Annotated in this window: 12 protein-coding genes; 10 read left to right on the top strand and 2 right to left on the bottom strand. The window is 55.9% G+C overall.

From position 1 onward, the window contains the following. Positions 1 to 136 precede the first annotated feature (136 nt). The 8 genes from HBN68_RS16675 (at position 137) to HBN68_RS16640 (ending at position 11,229) form a co-directional block, all read left to right on the top strand. The gene (locus tag HBN68_RS16675; RefSeq protein ID WP_169965353.1) at positions 137 to 2,968 is read left to right on the top strand and encodes a 2-oxoglutarate dehydrogenase E1 component; all 2,832 of its coding nucleotides are present in this window, start codon (positions 137 to 139) and stop codon (positions 2,966 to 2,968) included. A gap of 39 nt (positions 2,969 to 3,007) precedes the next feature. Next, on the top strand, positions 3,008 to 4,228 hold the full coding sequence (gene odhB / locus HBN68_RS16670) for a 2-oxoglutarate dehydrogenase complex dihydrolipoyllysine-residue succinyltransferase (protein ID WP_047274266.1): 1,221 nt from the start codon (positions 3,008 to 3,010) through the stop codon (positions 4,226 to 4,228). Positions 4,229 to 4,334: 106 nt separating this feature from the next. Then, positions 4,335 to 5,771, top strand: coding sequence for a dihydrolipoyl dehydrogenase (gene lpdA, locus HBN68_RS16665; RefSeq protein ID WP_047274268.1), 1,437 nt, complete (start codon positions 4,335 to 4,337; stop codon positions 5,769 to 5,771). A 226-nt stretch (positions 5,772 to 5,997) separates the two neighbouring features. Continuing rightward, on the top strand, positions 5,998 to 7,164 hold the full coding sequence (gene sucC / locus HBN68_RS16660) for an ADP-forming succinate--CoA ligase subunit beta (protein WP_047274270.1): 1,167 nt from the start codon (positions 5,998 to 6,000) through the stop codon (positions 7,162 to 7,164). Beyond that, entirely contained in the window at positions 7,164 to 8,045 is an 882-nt protein-coding gene (gene sucD, locus HBN68_RS16655) for a succinate--CoA ligase subunit alpha (RefSeq protein WP_016780174.1), read from the top strand. Before sucC ends, sucD begins: the two co-directional genes overlap by 1 nt. A gap of 579 nt (positions 8,046 to 8,624) precedes the next feature. Then, positions 8,625 to 9,938, top strand: coding sequence for a branched-chain amino acid transport system II carrier protein (brnQ, locus tag HBN68_RS16650; protein WP_169965351.1), 1,314 nt, complete (start codon positions 8,625 to 8,627; stop codon positions 9,936 to 9,938). Between the two features lie 152 nt (positions 9,939 to 10,090). Next, positions 10,091 to 10,831, top strand: coding sequence for a DUF599 family protein (locus HBN68_RS16645; protein WP_094995138.1), 741 nt, complete (start codon positions 10,091 to 10,093; stop codon positions 10,829 to 10,831). Then, positions 10,828 to 11,229: an MAPEG family protein gene (locus tag HBN68_RS16640; protein ID WP_094995139.1), complete on the top strand. Its 402-nt coding sequence runs from the start codon at positions 10,828 to 10,830 to the stop codon at positions 11,227 to 11,229. Before HBN68_RS16645 ends, HBN68_RS16640 begins: the two co-directional genes overlap by 4 nt. Positions 11,230 to 11,296: 67 nt before the next feature. On the opposite strand, the gene HBN68_RS16635 is transcribed toward HBN68_RS16640, so the two are convergent. Further along, on the bottom strand, positions 11,297 to 11,575 hold the full coding sequence (locus HBN68_RS16635) for a hypothetical protein (protein WP_094995140.1): 279 nt from the start codon (positions 11,573 to 11,575) through the stop codon (positions 11,297 to 11,299). Between the two features lie 336 nt (positions 11,576 to 11,911). Here HBN68_RS16635 and htpG point away from each other — a divergent pair, with 336 nt between their 5' ends. Both htpG and HBN68_RS16625 read left to right on the top strand, forming a co-directional pair. Next, positions 11,912 to 13,816 carry a molecular chaperone HtpG gene (gene htpG, locus HBN68_RS16630; protein WP_169965349.1) on the top strand — a complete coding sequence of 635 codons (1,905 nt, stop codon included), beginning with the start codon at positions 11,912 to 11,914 and terminating at the stop codon, positions 13,814 to 13,816. A gap of 59 nt (positions 13,817 to 13,875) precedes the next feature. Continuing rightward, positions 13,876 to 14,604 (top strand): dienelactone hydrolase family protein, encoded by a 729-nt coding sequence (locus HBN68_RS16625; protein WP_169965347.1) that lies wholly within the window; start codon positions 13,876 to 13,878, stop codon positions 14,602 to 14,604. Between the two features lie 30 nt (positions 14,605 to 14,634). Here HBN68_RS16625 and yegQ read toward each other — a convergent pair whose 3' ends face one another. Next, complete coding sequence (gene yegQ, locus HBN68_RS16620) at positions 14,635 to 15,990, bottom strand: tRNA 5-hydroxyuridine modification protein YegQ (protein WP_169965345.1); 1,356 nt, start codon at positions 15,988 to 15,990, stop codon at positions 14,635 to 14,637. Positions 15,991 to 16,062 lie beyond the last annotated feature (72 nt).

The following is a 16,062-nucleotide window of genomic DNA, read 5'->3' as shown; positions in this document are numbered from 1 at the left end:
CAGCAGGGGCATCCGGGCTGGTACCCGGACTATCAGCGTGATCCTAAGTGGCTTGTTTTAGTCGCTGTATTCGGACTTTCTCAAGCATGCTCTGGTGTTCTCGTCGATGGTGTCCCCTAACCGAGGGTGACCAAGCATGCAAGAAAGCGTGATGCAGCGCATGTGGAACAGCGGCTATCTTTCAGGTGGTAACGCTGCCTATGTGGAAGAGCTCTACGAGCTCTACCTGCACGACCCTAACGCTGTGCCAGAAGAATGGCGCACCAAATTTCAGACGTTGCCGACTGACGGCAACTCTGCCAACGATGTTTCGCACTCCACAATCCGCGATCATTTCGTGCTGCTGGCAAAGAACCAGCGCCGCGCCCAACCGGTTTCCGCCGGGAGCGTGAGCAGTGAGCACGAGAAGAAGCAGGTTGAAGTGCTGCGATTGATCCAGGCCTATCGGATGCGCGGCCACCAGGCAGCCCAGCTTGATCCGCTGGGGCTGTGGCAGCGTCCTGCACCTGCAGACCTGTCGATCAATCATTACGGCTTGACCAATGCCGATCTTGATACGACCTTCCGTGCCGGCGACCTGTACATCGGCAAAGAGGAAGCGAGCCTACGCGAAATTCTCGAAGCGTTGCAGCAGACATATTGCCGCACCATTGGCGCAGAGTTCACGCACATCGTCGATTCCGAGCAGCGCCACTGGTTTGAACAGCGCCTCGAAAGCGTGCGCGGCCGCCCAACGTATTCGGCTGAAGTCAAAAGCCATCTGCTTGAGCGCGTCACGGCTGCCGAAGGTCTGGAAAAATACCTGGGGACCAAATACCCGGGCACCAAGCGTTTCGGTCTGGAAGGCGGCGAGAGCCTGATTCCATTGCTGGACGAGCTGATCCAGCGTTCGGGCAACTACGGCACCAAGGAAATCGTCATCGGCATGGCCCACCGTGGTCGTCTGAACGTCCTGGTGAACACCTTCGGTAAAAACCCGCGCGAGTTGTTCGACGAGTTCGAAGGCAAGAAAAAGATCGAGCTGGGTTCCGGTGACGTTAAATACCACCAGGGCTTCTCCTCCAACGTCATGACCTCCGGTGGCGAAGTTCACCTGGCAATGGCGTTTAACCCGTCCCACCTGGAAATCGTTTCTCCGGTGGTTGAAGGGTCTGTACGTGCACGCCAGGATCGTCGTAACGACAAGACGGGCGACAAGGTTCTGCCGATTTCCATCCACGGTGATGCTGCATTCGCAGGTCAGGGCGTGGTCATGGAAACCTTCCAGATGTCGCAAACACGCGGCTTCAAAACCGGCGGCACCGTACACCTGGTGATTAACAACCAGGTGGGCTTCACCATCAGCAACCCGCTGGACTCGCGTTCGACCGAGTACTGCACCGACGTTGCGAAAATGATCCAGGCGCCGATTCTCCATGTGAATGGTGATGACCCTGAAGCCGTCATGTTCGTGACTCAACTGGCCATCGACTACCGCATGCAATTCAAGCGTGACGTCGTGATCGACCTGTTCTGTTACCGCCGTCGCGGTCACAACGAGGCCGACGAGCCAAACGGCACCCAGCCGCTGATGTATCAGCAGATCGCCAAACAGCGCACCACGCGTGAATTGTATGCCGATCGTCTGACTCAGGAAGGTGTGGTTGACGCAGATCGCGTTCAGGCCAAGATCGACGAATACCGCAACGCGCTGGACAACGGTCTGCATGTTGTGAAGAGTCTGGTCAAAGAGCCAAACAAAGAGCTGTTCGTAGACTGGCGTCCGTACCTGGGCCATGCCTGGACAGCGCGCCATGACACGCGTTTTGATCTGAAAACCCTGCAAGAACTGTCGGCCAAGCTGCTGGAAATCCCAGAAGGCTTCGTCATGCAGCGCCAGGTGTCGAAGATCTACGAAGACCGTCAAAAAATGCAAGCCGGCGGCCTGCCGATCAACTGGGGTTATGCCGAAACCATGGCATACGCGACCCTGGCGTTCGAAGGTCACCCGATCCGCATGACGGGTCAGGACATCGGTCGCGGTACGTTCTCGCACCGTCACGCCGTGTTGCACAACCAGAAAGACGCCAGCACCTACATTCCGCTGCAGCACCTGTACGAAGGTCAGCCTCGCTTTGATCTGTACGACTCGTTGCTGTCGGAAGAAGCGGTATTGGCGTTTGAATACGGTTACTCGACCACCACGCCAAACGCGCTGGTGATCTGGGAAGCCCAGTTCGGCGACTTCGCCAACGGTGCGCAGGTCGTTATCGACCAGTTCATCACCAGCGGCGAGCACAAGTGGGGTCGCCTGTGCGGTCTGACTATGTTGCTGCCACACGGTTATGAAGGTCAGGGCCCTGAGCACTCCTCGGCACGTCTTGAGCGTTACCTGCAGCTGTGCGCCGAACACAACATTCAGGTATGCGTACCGACCACGCCGGCACAGATCTACCATCTGCTGCGCCGTCAGGTTATCCGTCCGCTGCGCAAGCCGCTGGTGGTTCTGACGCCGAAGTCGTTGCTGCGCCACAAGCTGGCCGTCTCGACCCTGGAAGATCTGGCAGAAGGTTCGTTCCAGACCGTTATCCCGGAAATCGACGCGCAGGATCCGGCGAAAGTCGAGCGCATCGTGCTGTGTAGCGGCAAGGTCTACTATGACCTGTTGGAAAAACGCCGTGCCGAAGGTCGTGAAGACATCGCCATCGTGCGTCTTGAGCAGCTGTATCCGTTCCCTGAGGACGACTTGATTGAAGTCCTGGCTCCGTACAAAAACCTGAAACACATTGTGTGGTGTCAGGAAGAGCCGATGAACCAGGGTGCCTGGTACTGCAGCCAGCATCACATGCGCCGCATCATTGGCGGTCACGACAAGTCGCTCGTACTTGAGTACGCGGGCCGTGACGCTTCTGCTGCACCTGCTTGTGGTTATGCATCGATGCACGCCGAGCAACAGGCCAAACTGTTGCAAGATGCGTTTACTGTTTAACGCCTTCGCGCACTGAACCGAATTAAAGGAACCACGAACATGGCTATCGAGATTAAAGCCCCAACTTTTCCGGAATCGGTTGCCGACGGCACCGTTGCCACCTGGCACAAGCAACCGGGCGACGCTGTAAAGCGTGACGACCTGATCGTTGACATCGAGACCGACAAAGTTGTGCTGGAAGTACTGGCCACTGCTGATGGCGTACTGGGCGCAATCGTTAAGAACGAAGGCGACACCGTTCTGTCCGACGAAGTACTGGGCTCCATCGTTGAAGGCGGCGCTGCTGCTCCTGCTGCACCGGCTGCCGCTGCTCCTGCCGCTCAAGCCGCTGCACCTGCTGCCGATGGCGAAGATGACCCGATCGCTGCACCGGCGGCTCGTAAAATCGCTGAAGAAAACGGCATCAACATTGCTTCCGTTGCCGGTACTGGCAAAGGTGGTCGTGTGACCAAGGAAGACGTTGTTGCTGCTGTAGCGGCCAAAAAAGCTGCTCCTGCTGCCGCACCTGCCAAAGCCGCTGCACCGGCTGCAACTGCACCGGTATTCGCTGCTGGCGACCGTGTTGAAAAACGCGTTCCAATGACCCGCGTTCGTGCCACTGTGGCCAAGCGTCTGGTTGAAGCGCAGTCCAACATGGCGATGCTGACCACCTTCAACGAAGTGGACATGACTGAAATCATGGCACTGCGTTCGAAGTACAAGGACCTGTTCGAGAAGTCCCACAACGGCGTGCGTCTGGGCTTCATGTCGTTCTTCGTGAAGGCCGCCACTGAGGCGCTGAAACGCTTCCCGGCTGTCAACGCATCTATCGACGGTTCCGACATCGTTTACCACGGCTACGCAGATATCGGCGTTGCCGTCTCCAGCGACCGCGGCCTGGTGGTTCCTGTTCTGCGTAATGCAGAGCTGATGAGCCTGGCTGAAATCGAAGGCGGCATCGCTGCCTACGGCAAGAAAGCCCGTGACGGCAAGCTGTCGATTGATGAAATGACCGGCGGCACGTTCACGATCACAAACGGTGGTACGTTCGGTTCGATGATGTCGACCCCGATCGTTAACCCGCCGCAAGCTGCGATCCTGGGCATGCACAACATCCTTCAGCGTCCTATGGCCGTCAACGGTCAGGTGGTCATCCGTCCGATGATGTACCTGGCTCTGTCTTACGATCACCGCTTGATCGACGGCAAAGAAGCTGTAAGTTTCCTGGTAGCAATCAAAAACCTGCTGGAAGATCCGGCGCGTCTGCTGCTGGATATCTGATAGAAGCAGCCATGAGCTGCAAGTCTGAAGCCTTGTGTCGTTCGCGGCCTGGCTTTGGCTTGCAGCTCGCGGCTTGAAGCTTGTCGCTAAAAGAGGATTCTTTTACATGTCTCAGAAATTTGACGTTGTAGTGATTGGTGCGGGCCCTGGTGGCTACGTTGCAGCCATCAAGGCCGCTCAACTGGGCCTTTCGACTGCTTGCATCGAAAAATACACCGACAAGGAAGGCAAACTGGCGCTGGGCGGTACGTGCCTGAACGTTGGCTGCATTCCATCCAAGGCGCTGCTGGACAGCTCCTGGAAGTACCACGAAGCCAAGGATGCGTTCGCCATCCACGGTATCAGCACCGGTGAAGTGAAGATGGACGTGCCGGCGATGGTAGGCCGCAAGGCCAACATCGTTAAAGGTCTGACTTCCGGTGTTGCGACCCTGTTCAAGGCAAATGGCGTGACGTCCTTGCAAGGTCACGGCAAATTGCTGGCCGGCAAGAAAGTTGAACTGACCAAGCCTGACGGCAGCGTCGAAATCATCGAAGCCGAGAACGTGATTCTGGCTTCGGGTTCGCGTCCGATCGACATTCCACCGGCTCCAGTGGACAACAACGTAATCGTTGATTCGACCGGCGCCCTGGAATTCCAGTCCGTACCCAAGCGTCTTGGCGTAATCGGCGCTGGCGTAATCGGCCTGGAACTGGGTTCGGTATGGTCGCGTCTGGGGGCTCAGGTCACTGTTTTGGAAGCCCTGGATACGTTCCTGATGGCGGCGGATGCTGCTGTGTCCAAGGAAGCCTACAAAACCCTGACCAAACAAGGTCTGGACATCAAGCTGGGCGCCCGCGTAACCGGTTCCAAGGTGAACGGCGAAGAAGTCGTTGTGACCTACACCGACGCCAACGGCGAACAGACCATTACCTTCGACAAGCTGATCGTAGCGGTAGGCCGCCGTCCGGTGACCACCGAGCTGCTGGCAGCCGACAGCGGCGTGACCATTGACGAACGCGGTTTCGTGTTTGTTGACGATCATTGCGCCACCAGCGTACCGGGCGTCTACGCCATTGGTGACGTGGTGCGCGGCATGATGCTGGCTCACAAGGCTTCCGAAGAAGGCATCATGGTTGTCGAGCGCATCAAAGGTCACAAGACCGAGATGAACTACGACCTGATTCCATCGGTTATTTACACGCACCCGGAGATCGCGTGGGTCGGTAAAACCGAACAGGCCTTGAAAGCTGAAGGCGTTGAAGTTAACGTCGGCACCTTCCCGTTCGCAGCCAGTGGCCGTGCCATGGCAGCAAACGACACCGGTGGCTTTGTAAAAGTCATTGCTGATGCCAAAACTGACCGCGTACTGGGCGTCCACGTGATTGGCCCGAGCGCTGCAGAGCTGGTACAGCAGGGCGCTATCGGTATGGAGTTCGGCACCAGTGCCGAGGACTTGGGCATGATGGTTTTCTCCCATCCAACCTTGTCCGAAGCGTTGCACGAAGCAGCGCTGGCAGTGAATGGCGGCGCCATCCACATTGCCAACCGTAAGAAACGTTAAGACCAGACAATAAGAAACCACGGCGGTTTGCCCGTCGTGAGCCTTGCTCGCAAGCCTCACCGCGGAACTTCCGCCGGACGCAGTCTTGTCCCGTTTCAATCAGGCCCGACTCCGCCCACGCGGGTGTCGGGTTTGTCGAAACAGTGCAAGCAGCAGTCACAGGTGGTGCGGCACTAATAAAAGTGCAGCGCCGAATGCGCAGTACCTAACGAAGACGGTAAAAAGCATGAATCTTCACGAGTATCAGGGTAAGCAGCTGTTCGCTGAATACGGCCTGCCAGTATCCAAGGGTTATGCAGTAGATACCCCGGAAGCGGCCGCAGAAGCATGCGACAAAATCGGCGGAACCGAATGGGTTGTAAAAGCCCAGGTTCACGCAGGTGGTCGCGGTAAAGCGGGCGGTGTAAAGCTGGTTCGCAGCAAAGAAGACGCTAAAGCATTCGCACAACAGTGGTTGGGCAAGCGTCTGGTGACCTACCAGACTGACGCCAATGGTCAGCCGGTCACCAAGATCCTGGTTGAATCGTGCACTGATATCGCTAAAGAGCTGTACCTGGGCGCTGTCGTTGACCGTTCGAGCCGCCGTATCGTGTTCATGGCTTCCACCGAAGGTGGCGTGGACATCGAGAAAATCGCTCACGATACGCCTGAAAAAATTCTTAAAGCCACGATCGATCCACTGGTTGGCGCTCAGCCATTCCAGGGTCGTGAGCTGGCTTTCCAGCTGGGTCTGGAAGGCAAGCAGGTTTCCCAGTTCGCCAAGATCTTCGTTGGTTTGGCCAAACTGTTCCAGGACCACGATCTGGCTCTGCTGGAAGTGAACCCGCTGGTCATCAAGACTGACGGCGATCTGCACTGCCTCGATGCGAAAATCAACATCGACGCTAACGCCATGTACCGCCAGCCTAAGCTGAAGACTTTCCACGATCCGTCCCAGGACGATCCGCGCGAAGCGCACGCTGCCCAGTTCGAACTGAACTACGTAGCGCTGGAAGGTAACATCGGCTGCATGGTTAACGGTGCTGGCCTGGCCATGGGCACCATGGACATCGTCAACCTGCATGGCGGCAAGCCAGCCAACTTCCTCGACGTTGGCGGCGGTGCTACCAAAGAACGCGTAACTGAAGCGTTCAAGATCATTCTGTCCGACAGCAATGTTGCAGCAGTACTGGTCAACATCTTCGGCGGCATCGTTCGTTGCGACATGATTGCCGAAGGCATCATCGGTGCAGTGAAAGAAGTCGGCGTTAAAATCCCGGTGGTTGTGCGCCTTGAAGGCAACAACGCTGAACTGGGCGCTAAAGTACTGGCAGAAAGCGGCTTGAACATCATCGCTGCTACCAGCTTGACCGACGCTGCTCAACAAGTTGTCAAAGCTGCGGAGGGCAAGTAATGAGCGTCCTGATCAATAAAGACACCAAGGTTATCTGCCAGGGCATCACCGGTTCGCAGGGTAGCTTCCACACCCAGCAAGCCATTGAGTACGGCACCAAAATGGTCGGTGGCGTTACGCCGGGCAAAGGCGGTACCACTCACCTGGACCTGCCTGTTTTCAACACCGTAAAAGAAGCTGTTGCGGCTACGGGTGCAACTGCCAGCGTTATTTACGTACCGGCTCCGTTTTGCAAGGACTCTATCCTTGAAGCAGCGTTCGGTGGCATCAAACTGATCGTGTGCATCACTGAAGGCATTCCTACCCTGGACATGCTGGACGCTAAAGTTAAGTGCGACGAGCTGGGCGTGACCCTGATCGGCCCTAACTGCCCAGGCGTGATCACGCCGGGCGAATGCAAGATCGGCATCATGCCAGGTCACATCCACTTGCCAGGCAAAGTAGGCATCGTGTCGCGTTCCGGCACCCTGACTTACGAAGCTGTCAAGCAGACCACTGACGCCGGTTTCGGTCAGTCGACTTGCGTGGGCATCGGTGGTGACCCGATTCCTGGTTCCAACTTCATCGACATTCTGAAGCTGTTCCAGGAAGACCCGAAGACCGAAGCGATCGTTATGATCGGTGAGATCGGCGGTTCGGCTGAAGAAGAAGCGGCTGCTTACATCAAGGCAAACGTGACCAAGCCGGTTGTTTCCTACATCGCTGGTGTGACTGCCCCCGCAGGCAAGCGCATGGGCCATGCTGGCGCAATCATCTCTGGCGGTAAGGGCACTGCAGACGAGAAGTTTGCTGCTCTGGAAGACGCAGGCGTTAAAACCGTGCGTTCGCTGGCAGACATCGGCAAGGCGTTGTCCGAGCTGACTGGCTGGGCAATCAAATAAGCCATTGGCTTAGCTGACTGTTACACCAGGCAAAGGCCACCTTCGGGTGGCCTTTGTGCGTTCAGGCTCCGGTGCATTGAAAAGCGCTATGGCAGAGCTGATATCACATAGGCAAGCCGGGATCGACGCCGTTCCGGAATGCTTGAGGTTCTAGTGCGCCGTCATGTTTCTGCGCGCCCAGCCGAAGACCCGCGATAGCGTTTTAACGACCCTTACGACCTGTGATGCTCTCTCGCGCTACTCTTCAATGGCTCCAAAGCTTGCACACCCTGTTGGCAGGTTTGCCAGCAGGTTAGTGATTGAAAGCGTAGGTTGTTATGACTCGTCTTGTAGGAAAAGCACACCAAGGCGAATTTCGATGTCATCAAAGCGACAACTGCGTGCGTTCATCGGACAGAGCGCCCTGCAACAGTGCGTTGCAGGAAAAAAATGGGTAATCTGACAGCCAATTCTGCGTTCGCATCCCACAAGGAAGCCACGCGCTAGACGGGTTGGACTTATACAGTTCGACAGCATTTCCCACATCCGCACGGGAAATTCCCCCTCTAAATTCCGATTCAGTAGTGTGGTATTTCCGTAATGAAAGTATTGAAAGGCCAGGACATCCTGGCGCTTGGGTTTATGACGTTTGCCCTGTTCGTTGGGGCTGGCAATATCATTTTCCCGCCGATCGTTGGCCTGCAAGCCGGACCTAATGTCTGGATTGCTGCATTGGGCTTTCTGACCACGGCTGTAGGCTTGCCGGTCATCACCGTTGTGGCGCTGGCGAAAGTCGGCGGCGGCATGGATGCGCTGAGTAGCCCGATCGGTAAAATCGCTGGCGGCTTGCTGGCTGCGGTTGCGTACCTGGCGGTAGGTCCGCTGTTCGCGACCCCGCGTACGGCCACCGTGTCGTTTGAAGTCGGCCTCGCGCCTTTGACCGGTGAAAGCCCGCTGGCGCTGTTCCTCTACAGCTCGGTGTACTTCCTTATCGTGTTCTTCGTTTCACTGTACCCGGGCCGCCTTTTGGACACCGTAGGGCGTTTTCTGGCGCCGCTGAAAATCATCGCGCTGGCGATCCTCGGCATTGCTGCGTTTGCGTTGCCGGCTGGCGACATTGGCGTGGCAACCCCGGAATACGTTGCCGCGCCATTCTCCCAAGGGTTCATCAATGGTTATCTGACCATGGACACGCTGGGTGCATTGGTATTCGGCATTGTCATTGTTAATGCCATCCGCTCCCGTGGTGTGGAGTCACCGAAGTTGATCACCCGGTATGCAATCATTGCCGGTTTGATCGCAGGTGTGGGCCTGGCGCTGGTGTATGTCAGCCTGTTCCGTCTCGGTTCTGGCAGCCATGAAGTGGCTGCGGGTGCCACCAACGGCGCTGCGGTACTGCACGCTTACGTACAACACACCTTTGGTTCGTTGGGCAGCGGTTTTCTGGCGGTATTGATTGCACTGGCCTGCCTCGTAACTGCGGTCGGTCTGACCTGCGCCTGTGCTGAATACTTCAGTACTGTTCTGCCACTGTCCTACAAGGCTCTGGTGGTGATGCTGGCAGTCTTCTCGCTGGCGGTGTCCAACCTGGGCCTGACTCAGTTGATCGCGTTCTCCATTCCATTGCTGACAGCGATTTACCCGCCGTGCATCGTGCTGGTGGCGCTGAGTTTCTGCAAAGGCTTGTGGCACGCTCAAGCACGAATCGTGGGCCCGGTGATGCTGGTGTCCTTCATCTTCGGTTCCATCGATGCCCTTAAAGGGGCTGGCATGGCGGGCTGGATTCCTGATCGACTGGTTAACATGCCTTTCAGTGAGCAAGGGCTGGCGTGGCTGGTGCCTTCTCTGGTGGTTCTGTTGGGTGCGGTGATTTGCGACCGCATGCTGGGCAAGCGTCAAGAAGCGCTGGCGTAATCATTCAGCCCGCCACAAGCGGGCAATGACGACATGAAAATGCCCTGTATCAATTTGATACAGGGCATTTTTTATGGGCGTGTCTTTTTGCTGGCTAAAGCGTCGAACGCAAGTGCATAACTCTTACCCTCACGTGCGCTTCGGGAAAACCCATGTCGTTCATTCAGTCAAATTGGACTCATCTTTTAGCCGCACTCTGGTTTGTCGTGTGCTGGGGTGGCTACACACGCTATGCCACCTGGAAAGCGCGTGACACGGCCTGTCTGGCCAGCGTCTTGCACTTGTATCGAAAGGACTGGATGCGCCGCATGCTATTGCGCGACAACCGCATTGCCGACGCGAGTGTGATTGGCAATCTGGAACGCAATGCATCCTTTTTTGCCTCCAGCACCCTGATTATTCTCGCGGGTATTCTGACTGTGCTGGGCGCATCGGAGCGGGCGGTGTCGCTGTTGGCAGATATCCCCATGGTGCAACAAGCGTCGCAGGGCATGTCTGAAATCAAGTTGTTGTGCCTGGCACTGGTATTCGTTTATGCCTTCTTTACCTTCAGCTGGTGCATGCGCCAATACAACTTTGCCGCCATCCTCATTGGATCGGCGCCCATGATTGGCGAGCGCGATGTTGCGGAACAAGAGCGCAAGGCATTTGCATTGCGCGCGGCCAAAGTGATTTCGATGGCAGCCAACCAGTTCAACTTTGGCCTGCGTTCGTATTACTTCGGCATGACCATGCTGGCGTGGTTTGTCAGCCCGTGGTTGTTTATGCTGATGAGCGCGGGTGTCGTCGTGGTTTTATACCGACGCGAGTTTCATTCTGACGTGTTGAGTGTCATGGTCTACACCCCGACTGAGGCGCCGTTGCCTGAGTCAAACAAGGACGCAACCCCATGAGTATTCCTTTCTGGTGTGTTTTTATCAGCGCACTGTTGATCTTTATTGCACGCGTGCCCGTGGCTAAAGCCATGAAAGAGCAGGGCGGCTATGACAATCAATTACCGCGTGAACAACAGGCGCGTTTGACAGGCCTGGGCGCGCGAGCACTGGCGGGGCATCAGAACAGTTTTGAAGCCTTCATGCTGTTCTCGGCGGCTGTATTGATGGCGCACACCACCCAAACACAGGGTTTGCTAATTGACACATTGGCCATTGTGTTTGTGTGCGCACGCATTGTGTTTTTGCTGTGTTACTGGGCTGATAGGGCGTTGCAACGCTCTCTGGCGTGGGTGGTCGGGATGCTTTGCACACTCTTGTTAATGTTGAGTCCTGCATTCAAAAGTTTGTTGGTCTGACTCGGCAAATCGCAGACAAAGTAAAGCCCGCATTGAGCGGGCTTTCTTTTGCAGCCAAGTAAATGAATTACTTGGTAGCAGGAGCAGCTTCTGTAGCAGCAGGTGCAACTGGAGCAGCCGGAGCGGCTTCTTCAGCAGCGGCTTTGTTCGACTCAGCCTGATCTTTAGCGGCTTCGGCGTTCTCTTTTGCAGCTTCGTTTACTTTGTCTTGTGCTTCATTCATTTTTTCTTGAGCTTGCTCGGAGTGTTGAGCAGCGTCTTGTGCTTTATCTTCGGATTTTTTGTCGCAAGCAGCGAGACCGAGGGAAGCAGCCAACATCAAAGCAACAGCGAAAGTCTTACGCATGGGGTGTTTCTCCTTATTGAGTATATCTACCGGCCGTTTGAGCACAGGCCGATAGCTTAAGTTCCTTGGGTGTGCAGATATATAAATGCACGCCGCGCGCGAATTCTACGCAGTCACCGACTGACAAGCCAAGCAGATTAGTCATGGCACGGTAATATCGTCGTAATGCCCTGTTTAGAGGCCCTTAACCGGGTGCGTTAACCCGCAATGACGAGGGGGCTGGGGTAGATTCAAAACACAGGCCTTGAAATTTCAGTACCAGCCCCAACTTTCATGACATCCCGCCGCCAACCCTCTAGGGCGTGGCTCATGCCATCAAATTGGAGTTTTATAACAATGAGCGTGGAAACTCAAAAGGAAACCCTGGGCTTCCAGACCGAGGTCAAGCAACTGTTGCACCTCATGATCCATTCGCTGTATTCCAACAAGGAAATCTTCCTTCGCGAATTGATCTCGAACGCCTCTGACGCTGTCGACAAATTACGTTTTGAAGCGCTGTCCAAGCCAGAACTTCTGGAAGGCGGCGACGAACTTAAAATCCGTGTGAGCTTCGACAAGGACGCCAAGACCGTCACCCTCGAAGACAACGGCATCGGTATGAACCGTGACGACGTGATTACCCACTTGGGCACGATTGCCAAGTCCGGCACCGCCGATTTCATGAAAAACCTCTCGGGCGATCAAAAGAAAGATTCGCACTTGATCGGTCAGTTCGGTGTGGGCTTCTACTCCGCCTTTATCGTTGCAGACAAAGTAGACGTGTTCAGCCGTCGTGCCGGTACCCCTGCCAGCGAAGGCGTGCACTGGTCGTCCAAGGGCGAAGGCGAGTTCGAAGTTGCTACTGTCGAGAAGCCTGAGCGTGGTACCAAAATTGTGCTGCACCTCAAGTCCGGTGAAGAAGAGTTCGCTGATGGCTGGCGTCTGCGCAACATCATTAAAAAATACTCCGACCACATCGCCTTGCCCATCGAACTGCCTAAAGAGCAGGCTGGCGCAGAAGGCGAAGAAGCACCTGCGCTGGAATGGGAAACCGTTAACCGCGCCAGCGCCTTGTGGACCCGACCTCGCGCTGAAGTCAAGGACGAGGAATATCAGGAGTTCTACAAGCACATCGCCCACGACTTCGAAAACCCGTTGGCCTGGAGCCATAATAAGGTCGAAGGCAAGCTGGAATACAGTTCGTTGCTCTATGTGCCGGCCCGCGCTCCGTTTGATCTCTACCAGCGTGAAGCGCCTAAAGGCCTGAAGCTGTACGTACAGCGCGTATTCGTCATGGATCAGGCTGAGTCCTTCCTGCCGCTGTATCTGCGTTTTATCAAAGGCGTGGTCGACTCCAACGATCTGTCGTTGAATGTGTCGCGTGAAATCCTGCAAAAAGACCCGATCATCGATTCCATGAAGTCGGCGCTGACCAAGCGTGTCCTGGACATGCTGGAAAAACTGGCGAAAAACGAGCCTGAGAAATACCAGGGCTTCTGGAAAAACTTCGGTCAGGTGATGAAAGAAGGTCCGGCTGAAGATTTCGCCAACAAAGAAAAAATCGCCGGGCTGCTGCGCTTCGCTTCAACCCACGAGGAAGGCGGCGAGCAAACGGTTTCACTGGCGAACTACCTTGAGCGTGCCAAGGAAGGTCAGGACAATATCTACTACCTGACCGGTGAAACCTATGCTCAGGTTAAAAACAGCCCGCACCTGGAAGTCTTCCGCAAGAAAGGCATCGAAGTGCTGCTGTTGACCGACCGTATTGATGAGTGGCTGATGAGCTACCTCAGCGAATTTGACGGCAAAACCTTTGTTGACGTGGCGCGTGGCGACCTTGATCTGGGCAATCTGGACTCCGAAGAGGACAAGAAAGCCGCAGAAGAAGTGGCCAAGGCTAAAGAAGGTCTGGTTGAGCGCATCAAGACGGCATTGGGCGACAGCGTCAGTGAAGTGCGTGTTTCGCACCGTCTGACCGATTCACCGGCCATTTTGGCGATTGGCGAGCAGGACCTTGGCTTGCAGATGCGCCAGATTCTGGAAGCCAGCGGACAGAAAGTTCCGGATTCGAAGCCTATCTTCGAATTCAACCCGGCTCATCCGCTGATCGAGAAACTGGATGCGGAGCAAAGTGAAGAGCGTTTTGGCGACTTGTCGCACATACTCTTCGATCAAGCAGCACTGGCGGCTGGCGACAGCTTGAAAGATCCGGCGGCCTATGTCCGTCGTCTGAATAAGTTGTTAGTTGAGTTGTCCGTGTAAGACGTCTATAAAAAACCCGCTTCGGCGGGTTTTTTTTGTTTTGAACTCAGAGGTTTTCAATGGAATCTATAACGCTCCAGTCGGTGATCTATCAAATCGATGGCCAGCCTTACGAGGGCCGTCTTGCCTATGACTCAAGCCGAGTGGATCCGTTGCCGGGCTTGCTCATGGCGCCCAATTGGATGGGCATTGGCGCAGGGGCTGAAGAGATTGCCAAGTCCGTGGCCGAACAGGGCTATGTGGTATTGATTGCCGACTTGTACGGTCAAGGCATACGTCCTGCTAATGCTGATGAGGCGGGCGCTGCGATGATGCCGCTGAAAAACGACCGTGCCTTGCTGCGCAAACGTATGTGGGCCGCTTACGATAACTTGCGCAACACCTCGTTTGCCAAAGTCGACAGCGCCAAATTGGCAACCTTCGGCTTTTGTTTTGGAGGCTGTTGTTCGCTGGAGCTGGCCCGCGGTGGTGCACCGCTCAAAGCCGCCATATCCTTCCACGGCACCCTTGATACGCCTAACCCCATTGATGCGAACAGCATCAAAGGGGCGGTGCTGGCGCTGCACGGTGCGTCCGACCCCTTGGTACCCAACGAGCAGCTCCCGGCCTTTGAAAACGAGATGAATGCAGCAGGCGTTGACTGGCAGTTGGTCAGCTACGGTGGCGCCGTGCACTCGTTCACAGATCCACACGCCAACGTTCCGGGCAAGATGATGTATGACGCGAAAACCGCCAAGCGCGCCTTCATCGCCATGCATAACCTGCTGGATGAAGTGTTCAGGGATTGACCACTTGATCCTTGTTACGCCCGTGCGCGTTTACAGCGCAGCCTGTTTGATCGTCTCGCTGATGGTCAGATCCCGCATCAGCAAGGCGTAGCTCAAATCCACTTGATCGGGGATTGGCAGGTACACCGTGTGGCCATCCCCGGGCGCAACCTCAATTGGCAAGTTGGCAGTGTTGAGTAATTGATAAAGATCGAAGTGGTAGTTTCCGCGCGGGGTCATCAGTTCCAGATGATCGCCCACGGAAAACCGGTTTTTGACCTTGACCTCGGCCATGCCGTTGCGCCGTTCCCCGGTCAGCTCGCCCACAAACTGCTGACGCTGGGACAGTGAGCTGCCATGCAGGTAGTTCTGGTATTCGTCATGCACATGGCGGCGCAGGAAGCCTTCGGTGTATCCGCGTTGCGCCAGAGACTCCAGGTCCGTCATCAGGCTGCGATCAAACTCACGCCCTGCCACGGCGTCATCAATGGCCTTGCGGTACACCTGAGTGGCCCGCGCGCAGTAAAAGTGCGACTTGGTGCGGCCTTCAATTTTCAGCGAGTGCACGCCCATTTGCGTCAACCGGCCCACGTGCTGTACGGCACGCAGGTCCTTGGAGTTCATGATGTAAGTGCCATGTTCGTCTTCAAACGCCGCCATTGGCTCTTCAGGACGACTGGTTTCATGCAGCAGAAACACCTCGTCAGTCGGCCGGCCTATGCCTAATGTCGGCTCCACAGACGGGTCAACCACGTTCACGATTGTGCCCAGTTCATTCTCGGTGGCGGGGGCAGCGTCATACTTCCAGCGGCAGGCGTTGGTGCAACTGCCCTGATTGGCATCTCGCTTGTTCATGTAGCCGGACAACAGACACCGACCGGAGTAAGCCATGCACAACGCGCCATGCACGAAGATCTCCAATTCCATGTCAGGCACGTGCTGACGAATCTCTTCGATTTCTTCCAGCGATAATTCGCGCGACAGGATGATTCGGCTAAGCCCTTGCTGACGCCAGAATTCGACGCTGGCCCAATTCACGGTATTGGCCTGCACTGACAGGTGGATTGGCATGTGCGGGAAGTGCTGGCGCACTAGCATGATCAGACCGGGGTCGGACATGATCAACGCATCGGGGCCCATGGCGATCACTGGCGCCAGGTCCTTGAGAAAGGTGCGCAGCTTGGCATTGTGCGGGGCGATGTTGACCACGACGTAAAAACGTTTGCCTTGGGCCTGCGCTTCTTTAATGCCTATAGCCAGGTTGTCGTGGTCGAATTCGTTATTGCGCACCCGCAAGCTGTAGCGCGGTTGGCCTGCGTACACGGCATCGGCGCCATAAGCGAAGGCGTAACGCATGTTCTTCAGGGTGCCGGCAGGGGCGAGGAGTTCGGGCGGTGCAAGGGACATAGTGGAGCCATTCGCAAAGGGCGCGATAGTAATCGGGCTTAAACAGTGGAATGTTGATCTGGATCTATGCTT

This window comes from Pseudomonas sp. WS 5078, from assembly GCF_012985745.1.
Lineage (GTDB): Bacteria > Pseudomonadota > Gammaproteobacteria > Pseudomonadales > Pseudomonadaceae > Aquipseudomonas > Aquipseudomonas lundensis_A.
The sequence above is the reverse complement of the archived record's forward strand: the minus strand, read 5'-3'. Positions and strand labels throughout refer to the sequence as shown.